At 38.6% G+C, this 24207-nt stretch carries 28 protein-coding genes; 13 read left to right on the top strand and 15 right to left on the bottom strand.

The window, feature by feature from the left end; genetic code table 11:
• Positions 1 to 4: 4 nt before the first annotated feature.
• The 3 genes from JM84_RS01985 to JM84_RS01975 all read right to left on the bottom strand — a co-directional run bounded on the left by JM84_RS01985 (position 5) and on the right by JM84_RS01975 (position 3460).
• Positions 5 to 1141 (bottom strand): Gfo/Idh/MocA family protein, encoded by a 1137-nt coding sequence (locus JM84_RS01985; RefSeq protein WP_144782478.1) that lies wholly within the window; start codon positions 1139 to 1141, stop codon positions 5 to 7.
• Positions 1142 to 1244: 103 nt separating this feature from the next.
• Positions 1245 to 2468 (bottom strand): nucleoside permease, encoded by a 1224-nt coding sequence (locus JM84_RS01980; RefSeq protein WP_144782476.1) that lies wholly within the window; start codon positions 2466 to 2468, stop codon positions 1245 to 1247.
• Between the two features lie 5 nt (positions 2469 to 2473).
• The gene (locus JM84_RS01975; RefSeq protein WP_144782474.1) at positions 2474 to 3460 is read right to left on the bottom strand and encodes a sugar phosphate isomerase/epimerase family protein; all 987 of its coding nucleotides are present in this window, start codon (positions 3458 to 3460) and stop codon (positions 2474 to 2476) included.
• Positions 3461 to 3650: 190 nt separating this feature from the next.
• On the opposite strand from JM84_RS01975, the gene JM84_RS01970 reads away from it, so the two are divergent.
• The 6 genes from JM84_RS01970 to JM84_RS01945 all read left to right on the top strand — a co-directional run bounded on the left by JM84_RS01970 (position 3651) and on the right by JM84_RS01945 (position 9076).
• On the top strand, positions 3651 to 5330 hold the full coding sequence (locus JM84_RS01970; RefSeq protein ID WP_041295826.1) for a GMC oxidoreductase: 1680 nt from the start codon (positions 3651 to 3653) through the stop codon (positions 5328 to 5330).
• A 1-nt stretch (position 5331) separates the two neighbouring features.
• Positions 5332 to 5976 carry a gluconate 2-dehydrogenase subunit 3 family protein gene (locus JM84_RS01965; RefSeq protein ID WP_013750747.1) on the top strand — a complete coding sequence of 215 codons (645 nt, stop codon included), beginning with the start codon at positions 5332 to 5334 and terminating at the stop codon, positions 5974 to 5976.
• A 62-nt stretch (positions 5977 to 6038) separates the two neighbouring features.
• The gene (locus JM84_RS01960) at positions 6039 to 6989 is read left to right on the top strand and encodes a hydroxypyruvate isomerase family protein (protein WP_013750748.1); all 951 of its coding nucleotides are present in this window, start codon (positions 6039 to 6041) and stop codon (positions 6987 to 6989) included.
• Positions 6990 to 7076: 87 nt separating this feature from the next.
• Positions 7077 to 7955, top strand: coding sequence for a cell division protein FtsX (locus tag JM84_RS01955; RefSeq protein WP_013750749.1), 879 nt, complete (start codon positions 7077 to 7079; stop codon positions 7953 to 7955).
• A gap of 18 nt (positions 7956 to 7973) precedes the next feature.
• Positions 7974 to 8237: a DUF3098 domain-containing protein gene (locus JM84_RS01950; RefSeq protein ID WP_013750750.1), complete on the top strand. Its 264-nt coding sequence runs from the start codon at positions 7974 to 7976 to the stop codon at positions 8235 to 8237.
• A gap of 38 nt (positions 8238 to 8275) precedes the next feature.
• Complete coding sequence (locus tag JM84_RS01945; RefSeq protein ID WP_144782472.1) at positions 8276 to 9076, top strand: undecaprenyl-diphosphate phosphatase; 801 nt, start codon at positions 8276 to 8278, stop codon at positions 9074 to 9076.
• Between the two features lie 12 nt (positions 9077 to 9088).
• Here JM84_RS01945 and JM84_RS01940 read toward each other — a convergent pair whose 3' ends face one another.
• Entirely contained in the window at positions 9089 to 9961 is an 873-nt protein-coding gene (locus JM84_RS01940; RefSeq protein ID WP_144782470.1) for a polysaccharide lyase family 7 protein, read from the bottom strand.
• A gap of 210 nt (positions 9962 to 10171) precedes the next feature.
• Here JM84_RS01940 and truB point away from each other — a divergent pair, with 210 nt between their 5' ends.
• Together truB and JM84_RS01930 are read left to right on the top strand one after the other, a co-directional pair.
• Positions 10172 to 10879 (top strand): tRNA pseudouridine(55) synthase TruB, encoded by a 708-nt coding sequence (truB, locus tag JM84_RS01935; RefSeq protein ID WP_013750753.1) that lies wholly within the window; start codon positions 10172 to 10174, stop codon positions 10877 to 10879.
• A gap of 59 nt (positions 10880 to 10938) precedes the next feature.
• Positions 10939 to 11664, top strand: a complete 726-nt coding sequence (locus JM84_RS01930) for a hypothetical protein (RefSeq protein WP_013750754.1) — start codon at positions 10939 to 10941, stop codon at positions 11662 to 11664.
• Positions 11665 to 11668: 4 nt separating this feature from the next.
• Here the strand turns inward: JM84_RS01930 and JM84_RS01925 are convergent, their stop codons facing one another.
• Positions 11669 to 12283 (bottom strand): thioredoxin family protein, encoded by a 615-nt coding sequence (locus JM84_RS01925; protein ID WP_013750755.1) that lies wholly within the window; start codon positions 12281 to 12283, stop codon positions 11669 to 11671.
• Between the two features lie 68 nt (positions 12284 to 12351).
• Here JM84_RS01925 and JM84_RS01920 point away from each other — a divergent pair, with 68 nt between their 5' ends.
• Positions 12352 to 12918: a DNA-3-methyladenine glycosylase I gene (locus JM84_RS01920; RefSeq protein WP_041295644.1), complete on the top strand. Its 567-nt coding sequence runs from the start codon at positions 12352 to 12354 to the stop codon at positions 12916 to 12918.
• A gap of 20 nt (positions 12919 to 12938) precedes the next feature.
• Here JM84_RS01920 and aat read toward each other — a convergent pair whose 3' ends face one another.
• From aat to JM84_RS01900, 4 genes are all read right to left on the bottom strand, one after another.
• Complete coding sequence (gene aat, locus JM84_RS01915) at positions 12939 to 13595, bottom strand: leucyl/phenylalanyl-tRNA--protein transferase (RefSeq protein WP_013750757.1); 657 nt, start codon at positions 13593 to 13595, stop codon at positions 12939 to 12941.
• Between the two features lie 31 nt (positions 13596 to 13626).
• Positions 13627 to 13992 (bottom strand): hypothetical protein, encoded by a 366-nt coding sequence (locus JM84_RS01910; RefSeq protein ID WP_144782468.1) that lies wholly within the window; start codon positions 13990 to 13992, stop codon positions 13627 to 13629.
• Positions 13993 to 14076: 84 nt separating this feature from the next.
• Positions 14077 to 14460: a DUF3127 domain-containing protein gene (locus JM84_RS01905; protein WP_013750759.1), complete on the bottom strand. Its 384-nt coding sequence runs from the start codon at positions 14458 to 14460 to the stop codon at positions 14077 to 14079.
• 36 nt (positions 14461 to 14496) lie between these two features.
• A complete protein-coding gene (locus JM84_RS01900) occupies positions 14497 to 15372 on the bottom strand; it encodes a flavin reductase family protein (RefSeq protein WP_013750760.1) in 876 nt (291 codons plus the stop codon).
• A gap of 522 nt (positions 15373 to 15894) precedes the next feature.
• Between JM84_RS01900 and JM84_RS01895 the strand changes: the two genes are divergently transcribed.
• From JM84_RS01895 to JM84_RS01880, 4 genes are all read left to right on the top strand, one after another.
• The gene (locus JM84_RS01895; RefSeq protein ID WP_013750762.1) at positions 15895 to 17034 is read left to right on the top strand and encodes an SPFH domain-containing protein; all 1140 of its coding nucleotides are present in this window, start codon (positions 15895 to 15897) and stop codon (positions 17032 to 17034) included.
• Positions 17035 to 17097: 63 nt separating this feature from the next.
• On the top strand, positions 17098 to 18201 hold the full coding sequence (locus tag JM84_RS01890) for a hypothetical protein (protein WP_013750763.1): 1104 nt from the start codon (positions 17098 to 17100) through the stop codon (positions 18199 to 18201).
• Positions 18202 to 18255: 54 nt separating this feature from the next.
• A complete protein-coding gene (locus JM84_RS01885) occupies positions 18256 to 18606 on the top strand; it encodes a tRNA-binding protein (RefSeq protein WP_013750764.1) in 351 nt (116 codons plus the stop codon).
• Positions 18607 to 18783: 177 nt separating this feature from the next.
• The gene (locus JM84_RS01880) at positions 18784 to 19200 is read left to right on the top strand and encodes an OsmC family protein (protein ID WP_041295646.1); all 417 of its coding nucleotides are present in this window, start codon (positions 18784 to 18786) and stop codon (positions 19198 to 19200) included.
• Positions 19201 to 19277: 77 nt separating this feature from the next.
• Here JM84_RS01880 and JM84_RS01875 read toward each other — a convergent pair whose 3' ends face one another.
• From JM84_RS01875 to JM84_RS01850, 6 genes are all read right to left on the bottom strand, one after another.
• The gene (locus JM84_RS01875; protein WP_013750766.1) at positions 19278 to 19961 is read right to left on the bottom strand and encodes a hypothetical protein; all 684 of its coding nucleotides are present in this window, start codon (positions 19959 to 19961) and stop codon (positions 19278 to 19280) included.
• Between the two features lie 21 nt (positions 19962 to 19982).
• Positions 19983 to 20303 carry an OmpA family protein gene (locus JM84_RS15335; protein ID WP_186439095.1) on the bottom strand — a complete coding sequence of 107 codons (321 nt, stop codon included), beginning with the start codon at positions 20301 to 20303 and terminating at the stop codon, positions 19983 to 19985.
• A gap of 184 nt (positions 20304 to 20487) precedes the next feature.
• On the bottom strand, positions 20488 to 20934 hold the full coding sequence (locus JM84_RS01865) for a hypothetical protein (RefSeq protein WP_144782464.1): 447 nt from the start codon (positions 20932 to 20934) through the stop codon (positions 20488 to 20490).
• A 294-nt stretch (positions 20935 to 21228) separates the two neighbouring features.
• A complete protein-coding gene (locus tag JM84_RS01860) occupies positions 21229 to 22782 on the bottom strand; it encodes an aldehyde dehydrogenase family protein (protein ID WP_013750768.1) in 1554 nt (517 codons plus the stop codon).
• A 184-nt stretch (positions 22783 to 22966) separates the two neighbouring features.
• The gene (locus JM84_RS01855) at positions 22967 to 23503 is read right to left on the bottom strand and encodes a 3-hydroxyanthranilate 3,4-dioxygenase (protein WP_013750769.1); all 537 of its coding nucleotides are present in this window, start codon (positions 23501 to 23503) and stop codon (positions 22967 to 22969) included.
• A 122-nt stretch (positions 23504 to 23625) separates the two neighbouring features.
• Entirely contained in the window at positions 23626 to 24120 is a 495-nt protein-coding gene (locus JM84_RS01850; protein WP_013750770.1) for a CAP domain-containing protein, read from the bottom strand.
• Positions 24121 to 24207 lie beyond the last annotated feature (87 nt).

The raw sequence follows: 24207 nt of genomic DNA, 5'->3' as shown, positions 1-24207 counted from the left end.
TATACTACTCTAAATCCACCCACACATTCCCATCACGATGAGATTGCACAGCTTTCTCTATAAAATTCATTCCTCGCACGCCATCTGTCATACCCGGAAACTCGCCTGAATTGTAGTCTTCTCCACGTATAGCCCTTGCAACGCCTTTATAGATATTACCCATCGCGTCAAAAATACCTTCTGGGTGTCCCGGAGGTAGTTTTGTGCCATCTAGCGATAGCGCACTGTTATAAGCGTGACCTGGTTTAAGCACGCGCATAGGTTGTCCATCTTCTAATAAATAAAGATAGTTGGGGTTTTCTTGCTCCCACTTGAGTCCAGCTTTTGTACCATAAATAGCTACGGTAAAATTGTTTTCTTCACCTGTTGCTATTTGGCTTGAGCGTAACACTCCTTTTGTGTATTCATCTAGGCGCAGTAATACGGTACCGTCTATGTCCATCTCATTATCTGCATACAGATGGTTGAGGTCTGCAAGTACAGATTTAATTTTCTTACCAGTGACAAACTCCAGCATCTGGTAAGCGTGAACGCCTATATCACCCAGACAGCAAGAAATGCCAGATTTCTCGGGCATTAAACGCCAGGTGCTATTGCGTTGATCCTTGTCGTGTATGAGGTTATTAATCCAGCCTTGGTAATACTGAGCGTCTACTTTTTGTATCTCGCCTAGTTCTCCATTTGCTATCATTTCCCTCATTTGGCGTACCATAGGGTAGCCAGTGTAGGTATGTGTAAGCCCAAATACGTTACCATTCTTCTTTTGGATAGCCTCGAGCTCAAGCGCCTCTGCGTGCGTCATTGTCATAGGCTTCTCACAGATCACGTTAAAGCCAGCTTCTAGGAGCTGCTTTGCCATCGGGAAGTGTAAAAAGTTAGGCGTGAGTATAGACACCACCTGTATACGCTGGTCTGCTGGTAAGGCAGTTTCTTTTTCTATAAGCTCCGTTAAATCTTTATAAATACGATCTGTCGGGATGCCTATTTGAGCAGCAAATTCTTTGCTTACTTCAATATCTGGATTAAAAGAACCACCTACTAGTTTGTATGCATCAAACATACTAGCCGCCACTCGGTGTAACACACCTATTAAACTATCTCCGCCGCCACCTAAGACGCCCCATCTTATTTTATTACTCATTGTGTTGTGTTTTTTAATTTTTAATTACATCGAGTATATGAATATTTCTCTTAAAAAAGTCTGCCTTTTAGGGTAGGGGGAAGACTTTTTTTAGACCTTGCTACTACTCCGTATATTCTATTTTCTCACTCTTAAATAATAGTGCAAAAATCACAAATACTGCTGCTGCAAAAATTGCTGGGAATACCCATACTGAGTTCCAGTCGTGACCTTCACCTATAATATTTGCATCCGTAATTTTTCCTGCCACGTAAAAACCTACTAACATCCCTACACCGTAAGTAGCAAGTGTGATAAGCCCTTGAGCTGCACTTTTAATTTTTGGTCCAGCTTTGCTGTCTGTATAAATCTGTCCAGATACAAAGAAGAAGTCATAGCAAATACCATGTAAAACAATTCCTGTAACGACCATAAAGAAAAGGTCTCCTGTGTTACCATAAGCAAATAATAAATAACGTAATGTCCACGCTAACATTCCTACGAGGATAGTCTTCTTAAACCCAAACTTCTTAAAGAAGAAAGGAAGCAATAACATAAACACTACCTCAGATACTTGACCTATAGAGGCAAGGGCTGTAGATTTTTCTACACCAGACTCCGTTAGGAACGGACTTAAATTTTGATAATAAAAAGCTAGTGGAATACAAATAAGTACAGAAGAAAGGAAAAACACTAAGAAATTTCTATCCTTAAGTAACCCCAAAGCTTCAAGACCTAATATGTCAGAAATACTTGCTTTCTCTCCTTTTGAGCTAGGTGGTGTTTTAGGTAAAGTAAAACTAAAAACACCTAGCACTGCAGATGCGATAGCAGTCATTACAAATGTATTTTTAAGTAATCCTGCAGCGATAGACTCTTGTGAGTCCCACCCAAAGGCAAAACTGATTAATAGTCCTGCCAGTATCCAGCCTATAGTTCCCCAAACACGGATGAATGGGAAATCTTTTGAAGGATCTTTCATTTGATTAAATGCAACTGAGTTCACTAGCGCAAGTGTAGGCATATAAGCAATCATATACCCTAAAACATACGGATAAAACACAGCCGAGTCTGTTGCTTGTGACATCATATACATAAGTACCGCTCCTATAAGGTGCAATACTCCCAGAATGCGCTCTGCATTAAAAAATCGATCTGCAATAAGACCAATAATAAATGGAGCAATTATTGCTCCCCACGATTGTGTTGAAAATGCTGCTGCAATTTCTCCTCCCTCCGCATTAAGGTTATTTCCCATAAAGGTACCTAAGGTCACAAACCAACCTCCCCAAATAAAAAACTCGAGGAACATCATAAAGGATAATTGAAACTTAGTCGTTGATTTCATATTGCTTATTTAAGATTGTCTATTGATTTTTGAACAAGTGCCTTTGTAAGTGCGATACCTTCTTTTGGGTCTTCTAGTGGTCCCTCATATTCTGTACCCACATATCCTTCAAAACCGCTATCTGCAACGATTTGCATTATGCGTGCATAGTCTAGTTTTGTTTCGTTACCATTTTCATCAAAGTTATACGACTTGGCAGATACCCCTTTTGCAAAAGGCATAAGTTCTACGATACCTTTATAAATGTCATACTCTTCTATACAAGGCGCTCCCCATCTTGCTCCACCTTCTCTTTTTACACAAAAATTTCCAAAATCAGGTAATGTACCAGCATAATCAGAATCTACTTCCGTCATCACAGCGGCCAGCTTTGCTCCGTCACTAGACCATCCACCATGATTTTCGATTACAATATTTACACCTACCTTTTCTCCATATGCACTAAGCTCTCTTAATGATGAGACAGAGTATTCGTGCCATTTTTTTGGGTCTTCTTCTCCAAAAAGATTAGCACGGACAGAATGAGCGCCAATTATTCTAGCAGCATCCATCCAGTATTTGTGTACAGCAATAGCTTCTTCACGTTTTGAATTATCTGGATCAGCAAGTTCTCCATCACGATCTACCATGATAATGACATTATCTATTCCCGCTGCATCAGATTGCTCTTTCATTTCACGAGCCCAGTTCATTATTTTTTCTTCATAATCACTCTTGTCCTGTAATTCTGGATATAATTGTGTTACGTATTCAACACCAGTAAAGCCTAAATCTTTTGCAATTTGAGGGAAGTTCTTTGGGTTCATTGTGCCATCAAGAAATGGTTTGTGAAGTGACCATTGAGCCAGCGAGTGTTTAAAAACGGGTGCTACTTTTTGAGTATTTTCAATTTTTGCTTTCGCGGAAGCGTTATCACCCTCTTTTTTTTGATCTGTTTTACAAGAAATGAGTGTAAAGGCGCATAAAAATGTTCCTAGAAGATATTTTTTCATAATATAATTTAATTGGAGGGTAGAACTATAACGTTTTCGCCCGTGAATTACTGTTAAATCTAGTGTTTGACTAAGGTAACCTTTTTCTCATATTAACAAAAAACAACTTAAAATTTATATATTTGGTAAACTACATCACAAATTTTTTTCATTAATACAATATATAGTGAATACAGCTAACGAAAACGAAATGTACGACGCAATCGTCGTAGGCTCAGGGATCTCCGGAGGATGGGCAGCAAAAGAGTTATGTGAGAATGGTATGAAAACGCTTGTTTTAGAGCGTGGTCGTATGGTTAATCACATAGAAGACTATCCTACAATGCATAAAGACCCTTGGGACTTTGAATTAAAGGGTAATAATAGCGTAGAAGTAGATGCTCGTTATGAGAAGCAATCTCGTACTGGGTATGTGCATAAAGCTGAGCATAGACATTTTTTTGTGGATGACGTTGATCATCCTTATAATGAGACCAAACGTTTTGACTGGATACGTGGTTACCACGTAGGAGGACGTTCACTTATGTGGGGACGTCAGAGTTACCGTTTATCTGATATTGACTTTGAAGCAAATAAAAAGGAAGGTATTGCTGTAGACTGGCCAGTACGTTATAGCGATATATCTCCTTGGTATGATAAGGTTGAAGAGTATATCTCTGTTTCTGGAGAAAACCTAGGACTTGAGGTGTTACCTGATGGTAAATTCTCACCTCCAATGGAGCTTAACTGTGTGGAGGAAGTGCTTAAGAAAAACATGGCCGAAAATTATAAAGACGGTCGTTTACTTACTATAGGCCGTGTTGCTCACATTACAGGGTCAAAAACTTATGACGGGCGTTCTGCCTGCCAGTTTAGAAATCGTTGTATGAGAGGGTGTCCTTTCGGGGGATACTTCTCAAGTAATTCATCCACACTACCAGCTGCAGAACGCACAGGGAATATGACGTTACGTCCATTTTCTATCGTTACAGAAGTGATGTACGATGATAAAACAGGTAAGGCAACTGGAGTAAAAGTTACCGATCAAGAAACCATGGAAACCATGGAGTTTAAAGCAAAGACCGTTTTCCTTTGTGCATCTGCCATTGCATCTGCTAGTATTCTTATGAACTCTAAGAGTGAGCGTTTTCCTAATGGAATGGGTAATGACTCTGGAGAGTTAGGTCACAACTTAATGGATCACCACTTTAAAGCAGGAGCAACTGCAAAGTGGGATGGAGATAAAGACAAATATTACAAAGGACGTCGCCCTAATGGGCTATATATTCCACGTTTTAGAAATATAGGAGGAGTGACAGATCAGAAAAACTTTAAGCGTGGTTACGGTTATCAAGGTGGAGCTGGACGTGGTGATTACCAGCCACAAATTGCTGAGGCAGGATACGGTGCAAAGCTCAAAGAAGAGATTCAAAAACCAGGAGGATGGACTATGAGCCTTATGGGCTTTGGAGAGTGTCTTCCTTACCATGAAAACAAAATGACGCTGGATTACAATGATCTAGATAAATGGGGACAACCTAAAGTAAACTTTGACGCAGAGTGGAAAGAGAATGAGTGGGAAATGCGTAAGGATATGATTGCAAGTGCAAAAGATATGCTTAAAAAAGCTGGATTTACAGATATCCAGACTATGGATGATCCTAGTGCTCCGGGTAACGGAATACATGAAATGGGTACGGCTCGTATGGGTCGTGATCCTAAGACATCAGTTTGTAACGGTAATAACCAGTTACACGCTGTTCCTAACGTTTATGTAACAGATGGAGCGTTTATGACCTCTGCAAGTTGTGTAAACCCATCACTCACATATATGGCTTTTAGTGCACGTGCCGCAAATCACGCTGCAGCTCAAATCAAAAAAGAAGCGTAAGATGAAAAGAAGACAGTTAATAAAGAACTTAGGATTAGGTGGAGTCGCACTTGTTGCAACACCTACTATATTGAGCCTTTTACAAAGTTGCAAAGCAGATGGACCTGTATTTGAGCCTGTATTTTTAAGCAATTCTCAAGGTAAAGCGTTAAGGCATATTGTAGATTTAATTATTCCTTCTGACGAGACAATCCCAGGAGCGGTAGATGTAGGTGCGCACAAGTTTATAGATACTTACTGGAATCAAGCAGTAGATGCAGAAGGTAAAACGCAAATTCTAGCAGGATTTGATGCGCTTGCAAATAGATTGCAAGATGCATCTGGTAAAACATTTGACGATGCAGAAGCGGAGGATTATGACGCCCTGTTGGCAAAGTATCTTACATCTTCAAAAGAGCAAGAAGCTGTATTTCAGAAAAGCCTTGGTGAGTTTTATCAAGCCTATCAAAATGATAAAACAGTTAAGGTAGATCCAGATGCTGGAGCATTCAGTCTTTTAGGAAATATAAGAGGAATGGCTATATGGGGATGGAAAGCCTCAGAAGAAATAGGAGAAAATGTTCTCGCTTATGAGCCTATTCCAGGTAAACAAATAGGTTGCTTACCGCTAGAGGAAGCAACAGGAGGAAAGACATATTCTCTATAATTACTAGATGTGTAATTAATGGAATGCTATAAATGACAATGTTGCAAGAATTTTAATAAATTATGGACAGAAGGAAATTTATACAAAAAGGAGCTCTCACGGGTTCCTTTTTAGGTTTAGGTAGTTTCGGGGTAAATGCTATGGTTAAAGGGATAGAAGATGTCTCCGCTTTCGCGAAAGCGAAAAATGGAGCACATTCTTTTAATCTCAATTATGCACCACATGTAGGGATGTTTAAAGAGCTCGCTGGCGAAAATGTGATCGATCAGCTTCACTTTATGGCAGATCAAGGATTTACTGCCTTTGAAGACAATGAGATGCGCAACCGTCCTGTTTCCGAACAAAAAGCGATGGCGCTTGTCATGAAAGAACGCGGAATGACCATGGGTGTTTTTGTTGCTCACAAAATACACTGGACAAAACCAAACCTAGCCAGCGGAAAACAAGAATGGCGTGATGAGTTTCTGGCAGATATCAAAAGTTCTATAGAAGTTGCAAAGCGTGTAAATGCAAAATGGATGACCGTGGTGCCTGGTCACGTAGACTTGCGTCAAAATATTGATTTTCAAACGGCAAATGTGGTAGAGACTTTAAAACAAGCTGCAGCGATTCTAGAACCACATGGAATTGTAATGGTGCTTGAACCATTAAATTTTAGAAATCATCCAGGACTCTTTCTATCTAAGTCGCCACAAGCATACCAGATTTGTAAAGCAGTAGATAGTCCGTCATGTAAGATTCTTTTTGATATTTATCATCAGCAAATTCAAGAAGGAAACTTGATTCCTAACATAGAACAGTGTTGGGACGAGATTGCGTATTTCCAGATAGGGGATAATCCAGGGCGCAATGAGCCTACCTCTGGAGAGATTAACTATAAAAATGTATTTAAATACATTCATAGTCGTGGTTTTAAAGGAGTTTTAGGAATGGAGCATGGCAACAGTATCAAGGGGAAAGAAGGCGAGCAGCGTGTAATAGATGCGTATGTGGAGAGTGATCTCTTCTTATAAATTATTTTTTAAAATAATACAATCAGAATCTCTTCGTTTGATAACGGAGTGTGTAGGATTTACTACTTTTACTCAAAACCCTAGCAGATGAGTTCATCCTTTGAGAAATACCAGAAAAGACGATTGATTACCTCCTATTTTTCGGTGGTGATTAGTATTGCTTTGGTACTATTTTTACTGGGAATACTAGGATTACTAGTGCTTAACACCAAAAAAGTAGCCGACTATTTTAAGGAAACTATTGCAGTGGGTGTTTACTTTAAAGATGGAGCAAAAGATGTGGAAATGAAGCAGCTTGAGAAGTCTTTGTCGCTTGCAGAATACACGAAGTCCATACAATTTGTATCAAAAGAAGAAGCTGCCGAAGCGCATAGCGAAGCGCTAGGAGAAAACTTTGTAGATTACCTTGGAGAAAATCCACTACAAAATAGCATAGATTTATATCTTAATGCAGATTACGTGTCTGCTGAAAAAGTATCAGAAATCGCAGCAGAAATTGCTTCTAAAAACTTTGTAGAGGAAGTGACGTATGACAAGCCGTTAATCTCACTCCTTAACGACAATATTAAGAAAATGAGCCTGTGGATTCTCATTATCTCAGGGATATTCACTTTTATAGCAGTGTTGCTTATTAATAGTTCTATACGATTATCCGTATATGCTAAGCGATTTACCATAAAAACCATGCAGATGGTTGGAGCGACTAAAAAATTTATACGCAGGCCTTTCGTTTGGAAAAGTGTGCGTTTAGGGATTATAGGAGCGCTTATAGCTATAGCAGGGATGGCTGGAGTATTGTATTATGCAAACAAGACTTTTCCTCAACTCACATTACTTGATGATCCACTTCTACTAGGAGCACTTTTTGGAGGGGTATTTATGATGGGTATCGTGATTACTTGGTTTAGCACCTTTCTTGCAACACAACGTTTCTTAAATTTGCGCACAGACGAATTATACTACTAGCAGTATTAAAGTATTACTATGGGAGAACAAAAACGTAAAGAAGTTATTAAACAAGAAACCGAATTTATCTTTGGTAAGAAGAATTTTACCTGGATGCTTATTGGACTTGGCGTGATTGCCTTAGGCTTTATACTAATGTCTGGTGGTGGTAGTGACGACCCTAATGTTTTTAATCCTGAGATCTACTCATGGAGACGTATACGTCTAGCACCTGCTGTGATTCTCATAGGTTTTGGTATAGAAGTATATGCGATACTACTTAATCCTAATAAAGGGAAGTAACACTTGCCCCTTATAACGACAATCTTATCTTTGCGGTTATGGATAACTTAGACGCATTAATCCTTGGTGTCATTCAAGGACTCACAGAGTTTTTACCAGTTTCTTCTAGTGGTCATTTAGAACTAGGAAAGGCAATCTTAGGAGACACTTCTGTCCCAGAAGAAAGCTTGATGTTTACCGTTGTTGTGCACTTTGCCACAGCACTTTCTACCATCGTAGTTTTTAGAAAAGATATCGTAGAAATTCTAAGCGGATTGTTTTCATTCAAGTGGAATGAAGAAACACAATTTTCGGCAAAAATCCTGTTATCCATGATTCCTGCAGTGATTGTAGGACTATTTTTTGAAGAACAACTAGAAGCGCTTTTTGGAGGAAATATCATGCTCGTAGGCTGTATGCTTCTTGTAACTGCGGTACTATTATACTTTGCAGATAGAGCAAAAGACACTCAAAAGAACGTTACTTTTTCAAATGCGTTCATAATTGGCGTCTCTCAAGCAGTGGCAATGATTCCTGGAATTTCTCGCAGTGGAGCAACTATATCTACCTCTGTGTTATTGGGTAATGATAAGAGCAAAGCAGCGCGTTTTTCATTTTTAATGGTGATCCCGCTTATTTTTGGGAAGATTGCAAAAGACCTTATGGATGGAGCGCTTACCACACAAACGGGTAACGTATCTGTACTAGTAATAGGCTTTGTAGCTGCCTTTGTAGCAGGACTTGTAGCTTGTACGTGGATGATTAAACTTGTGAAGAAAAGTAAACTCTCTTGGTTTGCTATTTACTGTCTCATTGTAGGAGTAATTGCAATAGGATTTTCCATCTATAATCAAGCTTAATACGTTTTATCTCTAGTTCTCGTCTTCTGATGTAAAGTGAAACATTGAATACTGTAATTCAATAGCTTCAGTATGGTTTGCAGCTGGATTATAGATTCCAGCCTTAAGATAATATCCATTTGCAATACTATTATCGTCTATCCAGTTTGTGCCTACCTCAGGGCTGTAAGTATCATCTATAAGCGTTTGACCTCCCTGGGCTACAATAAGATGTACAACACCATTACCTTTTTCAATAATGATTTTTAAGGGCTCACTATTATAGTTTGCACCATTGACAAAAGAATAAAAATCTTTATCAAATTCTGTATCACTCGAGCTTACTTCTGGATCTCTTCTTACTACAGTTTCTAGTTCATCATTATGCAATTCAAGTCTAAAAAAAGGCTTATTAGAACTACCACCTCTATTATGAACCTGCGCAATGGTTATTCCTTCTGTAGGAATATCTAAGTATACTGCTTCAAATTCCATGCGAGATGGTGTTGTTAATGGACCTTCTGAGGATTGTTTAAACTCGGTTCTTCTTCCTTTTTCTAGTTGGCACTTCAAATTTAAAATGGTTCCGTTATTAGAAGAATAAAAATACTCGTCATCTGGCTGTCCACTTTCAAAAATGTCATCGAGATCTTCATCGTCTGTATCACAAGGTCCTGGTATACAACCACCCGTATTGAAACTATTTTCTATAACTAAATTTGGCTCAAATGAGAAGGCCTCGGTGTCTAGAGCATTGTCTTCATCTGTTGTACCATCGTCATCTGTTTCATCTGTGGGTGTAACTACAGGAACAGTAACTTCTACTACATCATCAGACGACCCATCATTAGATGAACATTGCGTGCACATTAGGATTAAACCTACTAAAACAATAATTCTTTGCAACTGGGACATATTTTATTTTAAAGTATATTTCTTATTTATTACGGAGATAAGGAAGTGATTTCTTATAAAAATATATCATTAAACCACAATAAGAGTATTTTGATATCATAAAAAGCATAATAAGTTATGCGTGATATTTCTAGTTAAATAGCATTATCTTGATAACTTTGCTTCCTAGTCCCTAACAAAACCTACAAAACCAAGCTGGCTATGCTTACAGACCAAGATTATAAAGATGGGCAAGTACTCATTTTTGATAAACCGCTAGAGTGGACCTCATTCCAGCTGGTTAACAAAGTGCGCTGGCTTATACGTAAGAATCTTAATATAAAGAAGATAAAAGTAGGCCATGCAGGTACGTTAGATCCTTTGGCAACTGGCCTTATGATTATTTGTACGGGGAAGTTTACAAAGCGCTTACACGAGTTCGTTGGGCAAGAAAAGGAATATACGGGCACCATTGTTTTAGGTGGTACTACGCCTAGTTATGATCTTGAGACAGAAGTAGATCAAACTTTTTCTACAGAACATATTACTGATGAGGATATTTACGCTTTCGCGAAAGCGTACCAAGGAAACATCATGCAACGCCCACCTGTATTTTCTGCACTCAAAAAGGAGGGCAAACGCTTGTATGAATTTGCACGAGCAGGAGAAGAAGTAGATATTTCTAAACGTGAGATTAATATCTCATCTTTTGAAATCACTCGCATTGCAATGCCAGAAGTAGATTTTAAAGTGCGCTGTAGTAAAGGAACATATATTAGATCGCTAGCATTTGATTTTGGCGAAGGACTCAAAAGTGGAGCTCATTTGAGTGCATTGAGAAGAACCAAAATAGGTAATTACAACGTAGATGATGCACAGTCTCTTGATGGATTTATAGCCGAAATTACAGCTGCATCCACAGAAGAATAATTTGTGAAACACTGTTATTAGGCGATTCAGCTATTTTACTTTTATTTTTTTAGTTCTTTATGAAGATCTCTCATTCTGATAAGGCTTTACTAATTACCGTTACGGGGGCAAGTTTACTTGTGCTTATATTTTTCTTTCTGGGAGTAAAACCATATCAAGGAGAGATAGAGGAGTTTATAGAGATTCCTGTAATTACTGAGGAGGTAGTAGAGGAGCTTCAGGAGCAACAAGAAGATCAAGTTCAAGAGCGTCGTATTTCAAGAACAAACCAAGCCTACAATACCGCTCAACTTAGAAAGGAAAATAGAAGCTTTGAAGATGATGACGAAATTAGAAAAGCAATAGAAGCTCAACAGCAGAATAGTGTAGAGCAACTTAATGACGACAATGAGGCTAAGCTTAAGGCGCTTCAAGAAGCTCGAGAAGGTAATCTAGAAGCAAAAAGAGAAGAGGTACAAGCGGCTATAGATGCTCGAGAAGCTGCACGTAATAAGAAAAAGAAAAGTGCTTACAGACAGAGTACGGTTTCTTACGATCTAGTAGGCCGTACTGCAATAGTTTTACCTAATCCTGTGTATACCTGCGATGCTTACGGTAAAATAGTAGTGAATATCACCGTAAATGATAAAGGGACTATCATAGATAAGGATTATAATAAAAGTGCCTCTACAAGTTCAAACGGATGTCTCATAGATCAGGCAATGGAGTATTTAACTAGAGCTTACTTTGATAAAGGAAATAAAGCCACACAATTAGGGAGTGTGACTTTTGATTTTCAAGGGTAAGAGCTTACTTAAGTAGTTTAAGTAAATCTTGGGCAGTTCCTTGTCCTTTGTCTTTGTTATACCACACTTGTAAATCTTCTTTAAATTCTGGAGTTAACTTACCGTGAGCTTCTTTATAATCATTGACCATTTTTGTGGCCTCAGATGGACGTGGTCCCCAGTCTGCTATCACTTCATTTGTGTCGCTATTTACAGCGATAAGTCTCGGAATAGAACGCCCTCCATTATATAAAAATTGATCCATAAGATCAAGATTCTCATCTCTAAGAATAACTTTAAATGTAATGTTAGGGTTGAGGTCTGCAAACTTTTGCATTATAGGCATCGTTTGAGCAGCGTCACCACACCAGCTCTCCGTAAGTACTAGCCAAGTTACATCTCCTTTAAAATCTCTAATTTGTTGCTGCACATCATCAGAGAGCTTGAGCGTCTTGTCTAGACGTTTCATGCGTTTGTGATTAAGCATTGTATAGTTATGTAGCGCCTCTGTCACTTCTGGACCTGTATTAGTTCCTTCTAGGGCGTGAGTCTCTGTAAGTACTCTATAATCATGATATGAAATAGCTTGAGAGAGACCCTCTGCTATTAATTGTGTTGTTGTTTTTTCCATTGTTTCCATAGCTCATATGTCGTGAGCTCTGCTACAAACTTACTATCTTTCACTTTAGAATCCCAAATGAAGCAATGATGACAAAAAATAAATGCAGTTGGTGTGTAGGTGATGATCTCTATGAAGCGTATCATGATAATGAGTGGGGTACTCCCTTGAGAGATGAGGATTTGCTTTTTGAGTTTCTAGTATTAGAAACTTTTCAAGCGGGATTGAGTTGGATTACTATTTTAAAAAAGAGAGAAAACTTTAGGGTTGCCTTTGATAACTTTGACTACAAGCGTATTGCAGCTTATAAAGAAGATAAAATCCAGTCATTATTGCAAGATGCCGGCATTATCAGAAATAAATTAAAAGTGCGTGGTACAGTCACAAATGCTAGGCTATATATGGAGATTCAAGAAGAGTTTGGGAGTTTTTCTAAGTATCTATGGGCTTATGTAGATAATACTCCTATCCAAAATGAGATACAGTCATACAAAGAAGCACCAGCAAATACTCCGCTGAGTGACGCCATATCAAAAGACCTCAAAAAACGCGGATTCAAGTTTGTGGGAAGCACCATTATCTATGCATTTATGCAAGCTATTGGTATGGTAAATGACCATGAAGTAAGTTGCTTTAGATATAACAAGGTGCAGTAGGGACGCAAGGTATTGCGTCCCTACTGTAGATATTCAAGAAATAAATCTCTCGGAATTTCGGCGGCACCTAGGCTCGCTAGATGGTCTGTATACATCTGGCAATCGATGAGGTGGTAATTTTCTTTTTCTAGCCTTCGCGAAAGCGTAATAAATCCCACTTTACTGGCATTGCTCATGGTTGCAAACATGCTTTCTCCACAAAATATTCCTTTCTCCTTTAGATCTATTCCATAAAGACCTCCGACTAATTTTTTATCATGCCAAACCTCAACGGAAATAGCATGACCTAGCTCGTGTAATCTGAGGTATGCATCTATAATATCATTAGTAATCCACGTGCCATCTTGACCGTTGCGCTTAATGCGTTTACAAGCAAGTATGACTTCTAGAAAATTCTGGTTATAGGTAACTGTAAAGTGATTGTCTCGTAACACTTTTCGCATAGATTTTGATACGTGTACGTCACTAGGTTTTACTACCATACGCGGGTCTGGCGTCCACCATAAAATAGGCTGTCCCTCATTATACCAAGGAAAAATGCCAGAATTATAAGCAAGTAATAACCAGTCTGTAGTGAGATCACCACCTACCATAAGTAACCCTTCCTCGTCTGCCAGATGGTGTTCTGGAAACCAAGGGTCATTATTCCAATGTTGATCTTCTGGGAGTAAAAGCACGAGTATAATTAATAGCTATACACAAAGATAACTAGGCTTTGCTTCTATTAAAAGTATCAATTAACTTAAAATTTCTTCTCGTATGCCACACATAGCCTATTGCAAGTGGCGTGTAAAGTGCAATAATTAAGGCGATATAGGTGATGTCTGTGAGAAAGTAGTAGGCAGAAGATAATATTACAACACCTACAATTGCAACCTCCAAAACTGCATGACGTATGCGTTTTGAGAGTTTTGCTTTGAGCTGGTTTATAGTAAAGGTGGTAGTGACCCCGCATCGGTTACATTTTTTTGAAATGCTTGCACCTATTTGTTTTGAAAGTTCAGGACGTGTGCCTGCAAGAACATTTAAGCTCAAGTGGTTATGGCAACTTTTACAAACTCCGTATACAATCATAGGTTGATAAAGGTGTAAAAATAAAGAACCCAAAACAAGTTAATTGTTTTGGGTTCAAATATCAATACGTTGACCTTTATCGTCTTAAAATGGTAGATCGTCGTGATCGTCACTATTTAAGTTTGTTGCAGGCTCAAATGAATCTGCAGGAGGCATAGGAGGAAGTGGTTGACCACCACCTGCATTTTCAGCAGATACATTCTCAATGCGCCATCCTTGGATAGAGTTAAAATACTTAGTCTCACCTTGTGGATTTACCCACTCGCGTCCTCTTAAGTTAATGCTCACTTTTACATTTTGACCAACAGCATAGTTGTTCAAAAGATCTGTTTTATCTTGTACAAACTCCACCATAATGTGCTGTGGGTATTGCTCTTCTGTCGTTACGACAAGTTCTCTTTTTCTAAAGCCGTTGCTCCCAAATGTTTGAGTCTCACCGACCATCTTTACTTTACCTTGTACTTCCATCGCGTTCAATTATTAGGGTGTAAATTTATGAAAATCCTAGCGTTTTGCGAGCAGAACTCTCCACGCATTATCCACATTTTTTTTATCTAAATATTCCTTTGCCAGTTTATGCACCGTTTCCTCACTTGCTGTGGCAAGATTTGTTCTTAAATCTTCATGTTGTGCTATAAAGTCAGAAATCTCATCTTCGGTAGGTAGCTGCTCTACATTACCTAACGTACCTAAGTCGTTACCAGTGAGTATCGTACTATTTCTTATTTCTTGAGGGATCATATCCACCCCTATGCCAGTTCTTAAAACAGGTTTAGGCACTTCAAAAAGTCCATCTTTTGCTCTACTATACCAGTTTGCACCCATACGTGAGACTTGATCTATCTTGAGAGGATCTATTGCTCCATGAGCATCTAGTACCTCCTCATCAATATGCATTTTTAAAATCTCGCAAATTACAAGATTTCCCGCGCCACCTTGATCACCTAGTGGCTTTACCTCAATTACTTTACACTCAAACTGTACAGGAGCCTCTGCAACGCAAGGAGGTTGCACCATCTCAGATGGTTTTTCAGTAAGTCCAGACTTTGTAAACTCGTTTACACCTTTTGCATAAGCCGTACTTGCAAGTGACATTTGTTGCACCATTGCATAGTTTACAATGTTTACAGTACATTCAGGTACTTCAAGTACGTTATCTAGCGTGTGTTTTGTGGTGTTATCACGACCACTTCTAGAAGGTGAATACACAAGAATAGGAGGATTTGCCCCAAAGACATTAAAAAAGCTAAAAGGAGCAAGATTTACTTTACCATTCTTATCTACCGTACTTGCAAATGCAATAGGACGCGGTCCCACAGCACCTGTAAGGTGAGCAAATAATTGTGGAACTGGAATTTCTTTAGGATCTATCGTGAGCATACATATTGATTTTAAAAGTGTATCAAAAATAGGAATTCTTTAAGGGTATTAATAACGCTTTCGCGAAAGCTTAACAACAACCTCTATAGCACTATAAGAAAAGGTGTCTAGCAGCTCTATTAATAAGTCTTTCGTGTATGCTGTTTAAGAATAACTTATTAATATAGGGGTTTACGCCCTTGTAAATTCACGCTATTATATCCCTTAGAGATCCATAAATCTGGTTCATATTTGTAATGTATTAATCACTTAAAAAAATATGTCATGAATACAAATACGGAAGAGTGGGGACTTCTAGAAGAAATTTTTCAAGATGAGGAATTTGATGTTTCTTATTTCTCAATAGAGTTTCCAGATGGTAGCTCATATGAGTATCAAGGATAGATGATAAGCCACCATACATTGTTTTGAGCTGCCTTTATATAGGCAAATAAGACCTGCTATTGTTTGAGGGAACGATAGTAGGTTTTTTTATACTCCTTTTTTCATAACTTTAAAACACAAAATAAAACAACACAACCTATGGATATTTTCAGTAAAATTAAAGAGAAACTCAGTAATGAGTTTATAGATATTGTCGAGTGGTTAGACTATACAGATGACACCATTGCTCACCGTTTTGAGCGCTATCAAAATGAGATAAAAAATGGTGCAAAGCTTGTTGTACGTGAAGGACAGACGGCAGTGTTTGTAAATGAAGGCCAACTGGCAGATGTGTTTACACCTGGAACGTATGATCTAACAACTCAGAATTTACCAATTTTATCTACTATTAAAGGTTGGAAATATGGCTTTAACTCTCCATTTAAAGCAGAAGTTTATTTTGTAAACACACACTTATTCACAGATGAAAAGTGGGGAACTAAAAACCCAATTACGTTAAGTGATGATCGTTTCGGACTTGTAGAAATTCGCGCTTTTGGAACCTATGCCTTTAAAATTGCAGATGCTGGAAAGTTTATTGTAGACATCGTAGGGACAGATAACAACTTTACAAATTTTGAGATTAATGAGCACCTCAAAAGTCTCATTGCAACAAGATTTACAGATACGGTAGGAGAAGCAAATCTTCCTATAGAGCTGTATGCTGCAAATACTTCAGAGCTTTCTGAGACGTGCCAAGAGGTAATGAAGCCAGAGTTCATGTCTGTAGGTATTTCTCTTGAGAAGTTTTACATCGAGAATGTATCGATGCCAGAAGACCTCAAGAAAGAAATATTTGAATACAGTCGTCTGGATAAAATAGATCTAGATAAACTTACTAAGTTTAAAACTGCAAAAGCTATAGAAGCTGCAGCGACAAATGAAGGTGGTACTGCAGGAGCAGGAATGGGTATGGGAATGGGCTTTGTACTTGCACAACAAATGGGCGGAATGATGTCTCCACAAATGGGCGGACAACAACAAGCACAACCACAAATGAATCAAGGTGGAATGATGCCGCCACCTATGCCAGCCGCAGTACAATATTTTTATGCGGTAAACGGTGCGCAACAAGGACCCGTAAGTATAGATCAACTCAAGGCTTTATTTGCAAACCGCACTATCAATAAGGAGAGTCTTGTGTGGAAGCAAGGAATGGCTGCATGGACTGCATTGCAAGAGGTGGAAGAGCTTAAGTCTTTCTTAGGAGGTAACACACCGCCGCCGTTACCACAATAATATTGTATAACTAAAACCTTTTGAGGTGCGTATTCCTAAATATGCACCTTTCATTATTCCTATATGGAAGAAACACCCATTCATAAAACTGAACTTAAAAAAGCCTGTATAAATTGTGGTGCAGAGCTTAAGTATAAGCCAGGTACAACGTCTATTACCTGTGAGTACTGCGGGCATCAAGAAAAAATATCACTTGAGACCAGTAAGTTTGAAGAACTAGAGCTTTATCCTTATTTGGATAAAATGGGAGATCAAAAAAACAGCGAAGAAATCTCAATGCTTCACTGTAAAAACTGTGGGGCAAACCAGCATGTAGAAGAACATTATAAATCCCTGCATTGCGTGTATTGCAGTATGCCGCTCATACTTGAAGATATGCGAAAGGAAAACTGGATTTTGCCAGGAGCTGTATTACCATTTCAAATAGATCAGGGTGCCTCGTTTACTATTTTTAAAAAGTGGGTAAATGGGTTGTGGTGGGCTCCTAATAAATTAAAGAAAGCTTCACTAGATCCACAATTTACAAAGGGACTGTATTTACCTTACTGGACCTTTGATGCGCAGCTTGCTGCAAACTATACGGGCCAGCGAGGGGAGTACTACTATGTGACAGAAACCTATCGAGATAGTAAAGGAAAAACGCAATCTAGACAGGTGCAAAAAACGAGATGGTATCCTGCTTCTGGCAGTGTATCTGGATTTGTAGATGACACCTTGGTAGAAGCCTCAAAACAACGAGCAGGAAGAGTTCCTTCTAAAATTGCTAGATGGGATCTTAAAAAATTGCAACCCTTCAACAGCGGGTTTTTATCTGGTTTTGTGACAGAAAAATATACGATTCCTCTCAAAGATGGTTATGGTAAATCTCGTGATGTTGCAAAGCAAATAGCATCTACTTGGGCAGCTAGAGACATAGGAGGCGATACACAACGAGTGTCATCTATAGACATGAAGCTCGCAGAGGAGACGTTTAAACACATTTTATTACCCGTTTATGTGAGTTCATACCGCTATAACGGTAAGGAATATAACTTTTTTGTTAATGGAGAAACGGGAGCACTCTCTGGAAAACGACCGTATTCATTCTGGAAGATTTTCTTTGCGATACTAGCGGGTCTTATGGTGATAGGAGTTATTGTTTTGCTAGGAAATAATGGCCAGCAGTAATGTAGATTATTAACTAACTCATGAGCTATGTAGTCTCTGTGTCAAAAGTCAACTATGGAAGATAAGCAAGATAAAAATTTAACTTGGAGTGATTTTACTAAGGTAGAAATGCGAGTAGGCACCATCTTATCTGCAGAGGTTTTTGCAGAGGCTAGAAATCCATCCTATAAAATGGTTGTGGACTTTGGTGAGCACGGTAAAAGAAAAACATCTGCACAAATCACGGAGTTGTATACGACTCAAGAACTAGTGGGAAGGCAAGTGGTTGCAGTCCTTAATTTTCCTCCTAAGCAAATTGCAACAATGATGAGTGAGTGTCTCGTTTTGGGAGGGTTGGGAAATGAGAAGGATGTTATTTTAATAGCTCCAGATAGAGAAGTAGCAAATGGCACGCAAATAGGTTAATGACTTTCAACTTCCTCAAAACAAGTGTAGACTATGAGTTGAGGTCATTATAAAGCTTTGTTAAAGATGATGTTATATGTTGTTAATACCGCTTTCGCGAAAGCGTAATCTAATTACTTTTACTTCATATTAATAACAGCGATGAAGACATGTTCTTGTCGTTTTAAATTACCATTTATGAAATTTACAAGGAAAGCAAGCGCTCATTGGGCAGGAAGTGGAAAGGAAGGTAAAGGATCAATATCAACAGAAAGTACTGTATTAGATAAAGCACAATATGCATTTGGGACAAGATTTGAAGATGGAGTAGGGACTAACCCAGAAGAGCTTATAGGTGCTGCACATTCCGGTTGTTATACAATGCAATTGAGTTTCTTGTTAAATGAAGAAGATTTTGTTGCAGATAGTCTTGACACAGATGCTCACGTAACTTTTGAAGATGGCGAAATCACCACCATCAAGTTAGTAACCAAAGGTAAAGTGCCAAATATTTCAAAAGAGAAATTTGAAGAGATTGCTCAAAAAGCAAAGGAAGTATGCCCACTGTCTAAACTTATGAAAGCAGAAATCACATTAGACGCCACATTATTATAGTAAATAGCTTTTTATAAAATGAAAGTCCGCTATGAAATGTATCATAGCGGACTTTTTTTTATGGAATACTGTGTTACTTACGCCTTACCATAATCATGCTCATCTTGCCATTTTTTGAGCTCTGCCCATTTTCCTAGTGCTGCCATTTCTGCTTGCATAGGCCATGTCCCTGGACGATGTATTTCATAGCGTTTTCCACCAGAATTAAGTACTTCCTGGCACTTCTCTACAGAAGTGCTTGCTAGTGCTGCCCAAGTTTTAATATCATGATTATGAAATAGCTCTGAGATTTTTGGTCCTATGCCCTCTACGATGGTGAGGTCATTCTCTCTTACTTTTTTCTTCCCGTAGGCACCTTTTGCAACTGCTGCATCAAACGGTACGCCTATAATACCTGTAGATGGTGATGGTTCACTAGTATTTGTATTTTCAATAACTGTTTTACTTGTAGCTGCCCCTGCCGCAAATGAACTTGCGATGCTCGCGGTACTAGTTGCCGCCAAGGGAGCTTTTTTTGCTAGACTAAGCTTAGACTCACTTGAAGCTAAATCTGCCTCTAAGGATGTAGTTTTACGAGTACACGCATCTAGATCTGCTTGTAGTGACGTTGTTTTGCGTTTGCAAGCATCAAGATCTGCGCTGTAGTCTATTGTTTTATTATTACTACTGCCAAAAAGGCGACCCAATAAATATCCTAAAATACCGCAGATGACACCCGCGATGAGTGGCCATATCCAGCAAGCTATGTTTGAAAAATCCATAATTATTTTGTTTTTGGTCTGTTAGTTTAGTGTGATGACTGCGCGTCTGTTTTTATTGTGTCCTTCCTCAGTATCATTTGTTTCAATAGGGCTACGCTCTCCTTTTGAAACTGTTTTGATTTTTGATTCCGGAATACCGTTGTTTGCAAGGTATGCCTTTGCAAACTCTGCTCTTTCTAATCCTAATCTATCGTTAGTTGTGAGGCTACCTTGACTGTCTGTGTGTCCTTCAACAGTGATGGTTGCACCTTCTTTTTTATCAAGATAACGGCTTATGTCTCCTATTTGTAAGCGTTTTTTCTCGCTTAGTGTTACAGAGGCTTCTCCATAATTGAAGTACAATACTAGTGGGTCTGCTCTTAGGCTATTCTCTATGTCTTGTAGTGCCGTATTAGTAGCATCAAGATCTCCATTTGCCTGGTTAAAAATCCTGTATTCTATAGGGCCTTTGTAAACGTTGCCATCAGAAACTATTGATGCGCGTAGCTCTCCGTATGTGTTAATACGGCTGGAGGGAATTCCTTGATCAACAAAATAGTTTTTTTACCGAATTTGATCTAGCAAGTCCAAGATCTGCAAATGCTGAGGTGTTTTTTTCTCCACTATCATAATATCCTGTGATATCTATCATCTTATCTTCATTACCGGCAGTCTCAAAATATGTTTTGAGTTGATTTACACCATCTGTAACTTCTCCAGAGATAGGAGGTAGTATTGAAAATGATGAAGTGTTGAAGTTAAAATTGTCGTTGCTAGTAAAAGCAAATTTCCCATCGGGCCCTTTAAGATTAAAGGCCATTGAGGTTGCTACTTCTGGGGTAGCTACTGCAGGAGGATTGTTAATAGTTGTTTCTCTTTGATTGTTTTGTGAATCACTACTTTGAGTAGTGTTACAACAAAAAATCCATGCGAGAATCATACAAATAACAATCGTAAGCAGCATACCTAGAAGGTATCCCATTTTCTTACTCATTTGGTTGTTTTTTAGGTGGTTACTGTTTCTTAAAGTTAGTTAAAATATTAACACTTACAACTTTTGAGCTTTGATATTCAGTAGATTATGTATTTGCTCGATGATTTTAAGAGATTAATCGAATAAAAATTATCAATTTCTAACGCAAGACGTAGGTTTTATACTGTTTTACTCATATTGAGAAGAGTGGGTTTGATGTGTTCAAATTTTCGCGAAAGCGCATAAAAAAACCGCTTCCTTATTATGGGAAACGGTTTTTGAGAACGTTATTCTTTATCTTAAAGAGATAGTCTCCTATAAGTCAAATTTAATTCCTTGGGCAAGTGGAAGCTCTGTCGTGTAATTAATAGTGTTAGTCTGTCTTCTCATATATACTTTCCAAGCATCTGATCCAGACTCGCGGCCTCCTCCAGTGTCTTTCTCACCTCCAAAGGCTCCACCTATCTCTGCACCAGAAGTACCTATGTTTACGTTTGCAATACCACAATCTGATCCTGCAACGCTTAAGAAGCGCTCTGCCTCGCGAAGATTGTTTGTCATAATAGCAGACGAAAGTCCTTGTGCAACGCCGTTTTGAAGCTCTAAAGCATCCATTACATCACCTTTGTATTTTAATAAGTATAATACAGGAGCAAAAGTCTCGTGTTGTACAATCTCATAATCATTACTAGCCTCTGCAATCGCTGGCTTTACGTAGCAACCGCTCTCATAACCTTCTCCACTAAGAACTCCACCTTCTACAATAAGGTTACCACCTTCTGCAACCACACGTTCTAGTGCGCTGTTGTAATTGGCAACTGCATCCGTATCGATAAGTGGTCCTACGTGATTATTTTCATCAAGAGGATTACCTATGCGTAACTGTCCATATGCTTTTACTACGGCGTCTTTTACTTTATCATACATACTCTCATGTATAATAAGACGTCTAGTAGATGTACAGCGTTGTCCAGCAGTTCCTACAGCACCAAAAACGGCACCGATTACTGTCATTTTAATATCTGCGTCTGGAGTTACAATGATTGCATTATTTCCCCCTAGTTCGAGTAGTGACGTTCCTAGACGTTCTCCTACCGTAGCAGACACCTTTTTACCCATACGAGTAGAACCGGTAGCAGAAATAAGAGGGACACGCTTATCTGTAGTCATCATCTCACCTACTTTGTAATCTCCGTTTATAAGGCAAGAGATACCTTCTGGCATATCGTTAGCTTTAAGAACCTCTGCAATAATGTTTTGACAAGCAACACCACAAAGCGGTGTTTTTTCTGATGGTTTCCATACACAAACATCTCCACAAACCCAAGCAAGCGCTGTGTTCCAAGCCCAAACAGCTACCGGAAAATTAAATGCCGAAATGATACCTACCACACCTAGCGGGTGGTACTGCTCATACATTCTGTGACCAGGACGTTCTGAGTGCATTGTAAGACCGTGTAACTGTCGAGAAAGACCTACTGCAAAGTCACAGATGTCTATCATCTCTTGTACTTCACCTAGTCCTTCTTGATATGATTTACCCATCTCATAAGAAACGAGTTTACCTAATGGCTCTTTTACCTCACGAAGTTTATTTCCAAACTGACGTACCATCTCTCCTCTTGCTGGAGCTGGCATGGTTCTAAAGTCTTTAAACGCTGCAGTTGCAGAGGTCATTACTTTCTCGTAATCTTCCTTTGTGGTAGTTTTTACTTTACCTATTAATTGTCCATCTACTGGAGAATAAGACTCGATAATGTCTCCATTACCAAAACTTTTTTGACCTGTAGAGGTTCCTTCATTTATATCGGAAATGCCAAGTATTTTAAGCGCTTCGTCCATTCCAAAATCTTTTGCTACTGTGCTCATAGTTTTTTGAATTATTGAGTGAAGAAAACATACATAGCGATCTTACCCAATGATTAATAATTTCTTTAATATACACCTGCTGCAATGGCGGTGTTGTTCTGAGTCAAATCTAAGGATAATTCAAAGGCTTCCATAAAAAAGGGCGTGTTATTAAACACACCCTAAAAATTATTCTATTTTTTTATTAATCCGTAGTAAATCGCTCATCTACTTCCATGACAGTTCCACAGTTATTACAAGTTCTATGTTCTTTGCTTCCATAGAAATCTTTAAAATGACCTAAAAAGTCTTTTTCTATATTATGAAGCTTAAAGAATACTTCATATAATTTATGATTACAATTATCGCAGTACCATAATAAACCATCCTTACCATCAAGGTCTACTCTCTTGCGTTCTATCACGAGACCTATCGAGTTTTCATGCCTCACGGGTGAGTGTGGTACTCCAGCGGGGTGTAAATACATATCACCAGGACCTAGATGCATAGTGCGCTTTACTCCTTCATCTTGCACGTGTACTTCAATAGTACCTTCTATCTGAAAAAATAGTTCTTCGGTCTCATTGTAGTGGTAGTCCTTACGAGCATTTGGGCCACCTACAATCATTACGATATAATCACCAGCTTCTTTGTATAAGTTCTTATTTCCCACGGGTGGTTTGAGGAGATCTCTGTTTTCCTCAATCCACTTGTTTAAATTAAACGGTTGTTGAATTGCCATAATATTATTCTTTGTATAAAAATACAATTTATAGAAGTACGCTTTCGCGAAAGCGTAAAAAAACAACCCCGTCTACTGTTGCAAACGGGGTTGATAATCAAAATTGATTTGGGGGTATCTTCTTATCTTATAAATAGTTGTGTATAGTATGGTATTCCAGTCTCTGTCAATACAATACCTATTCCTGTATGTGTGTAATCTCCCTCTATAGCTTGCTTGTGCGCAGGACTGTTAAGCCATCCTTCTAGAACTGACTCTGCATCTCTAAAACCGTAAGCAACATTTTCACTCACCATGTCTGCCCCATTTTCTTGCAATATAGCTGCGCGCTCGTAAAAGTTATCGTGACTAGCAGCATTTTGCGCTACCATGTAACTAGAGTGTCCTACTGCAAGATTTTCTGAATCTGTATGCCACTGCAGTGCATTAAGACCTAAAGTTGCCCTATAATCGTTAAGTACATCAAGTACCTCTTCGGCAAGCTCAATGTTATTTTCTACTTCAATAGTAGTTTCTAAATTTGCAAGAGTATCTATCTCTGTAGATTCTTCGCTGGTGCACGCGCTTAGGAGGCACAACGCAACTAGTGCGTAAAAAGTTTGGCTAATCAATTTCATAATTTGGGGTTATGAGTTTATTATGGCTGCAAGATATAATTATTTTGCACTTAAACGTATATTTTGTGTATTTAATCGATGAAATAC

It is taken from the genome of Dokdonia sp. Hel_I_63 (genome assembly GCF_007827285.1).
GTDB lineage: Bacteria > Bacteroidota > Bacteroidia > Flavobacteriales > Flavobacteriaceae > Dokdonia.
Note: the sequence above shows the minus strand (reverse complement) of the source record. Positions and strands in the feature narration are given on the sequence as shown.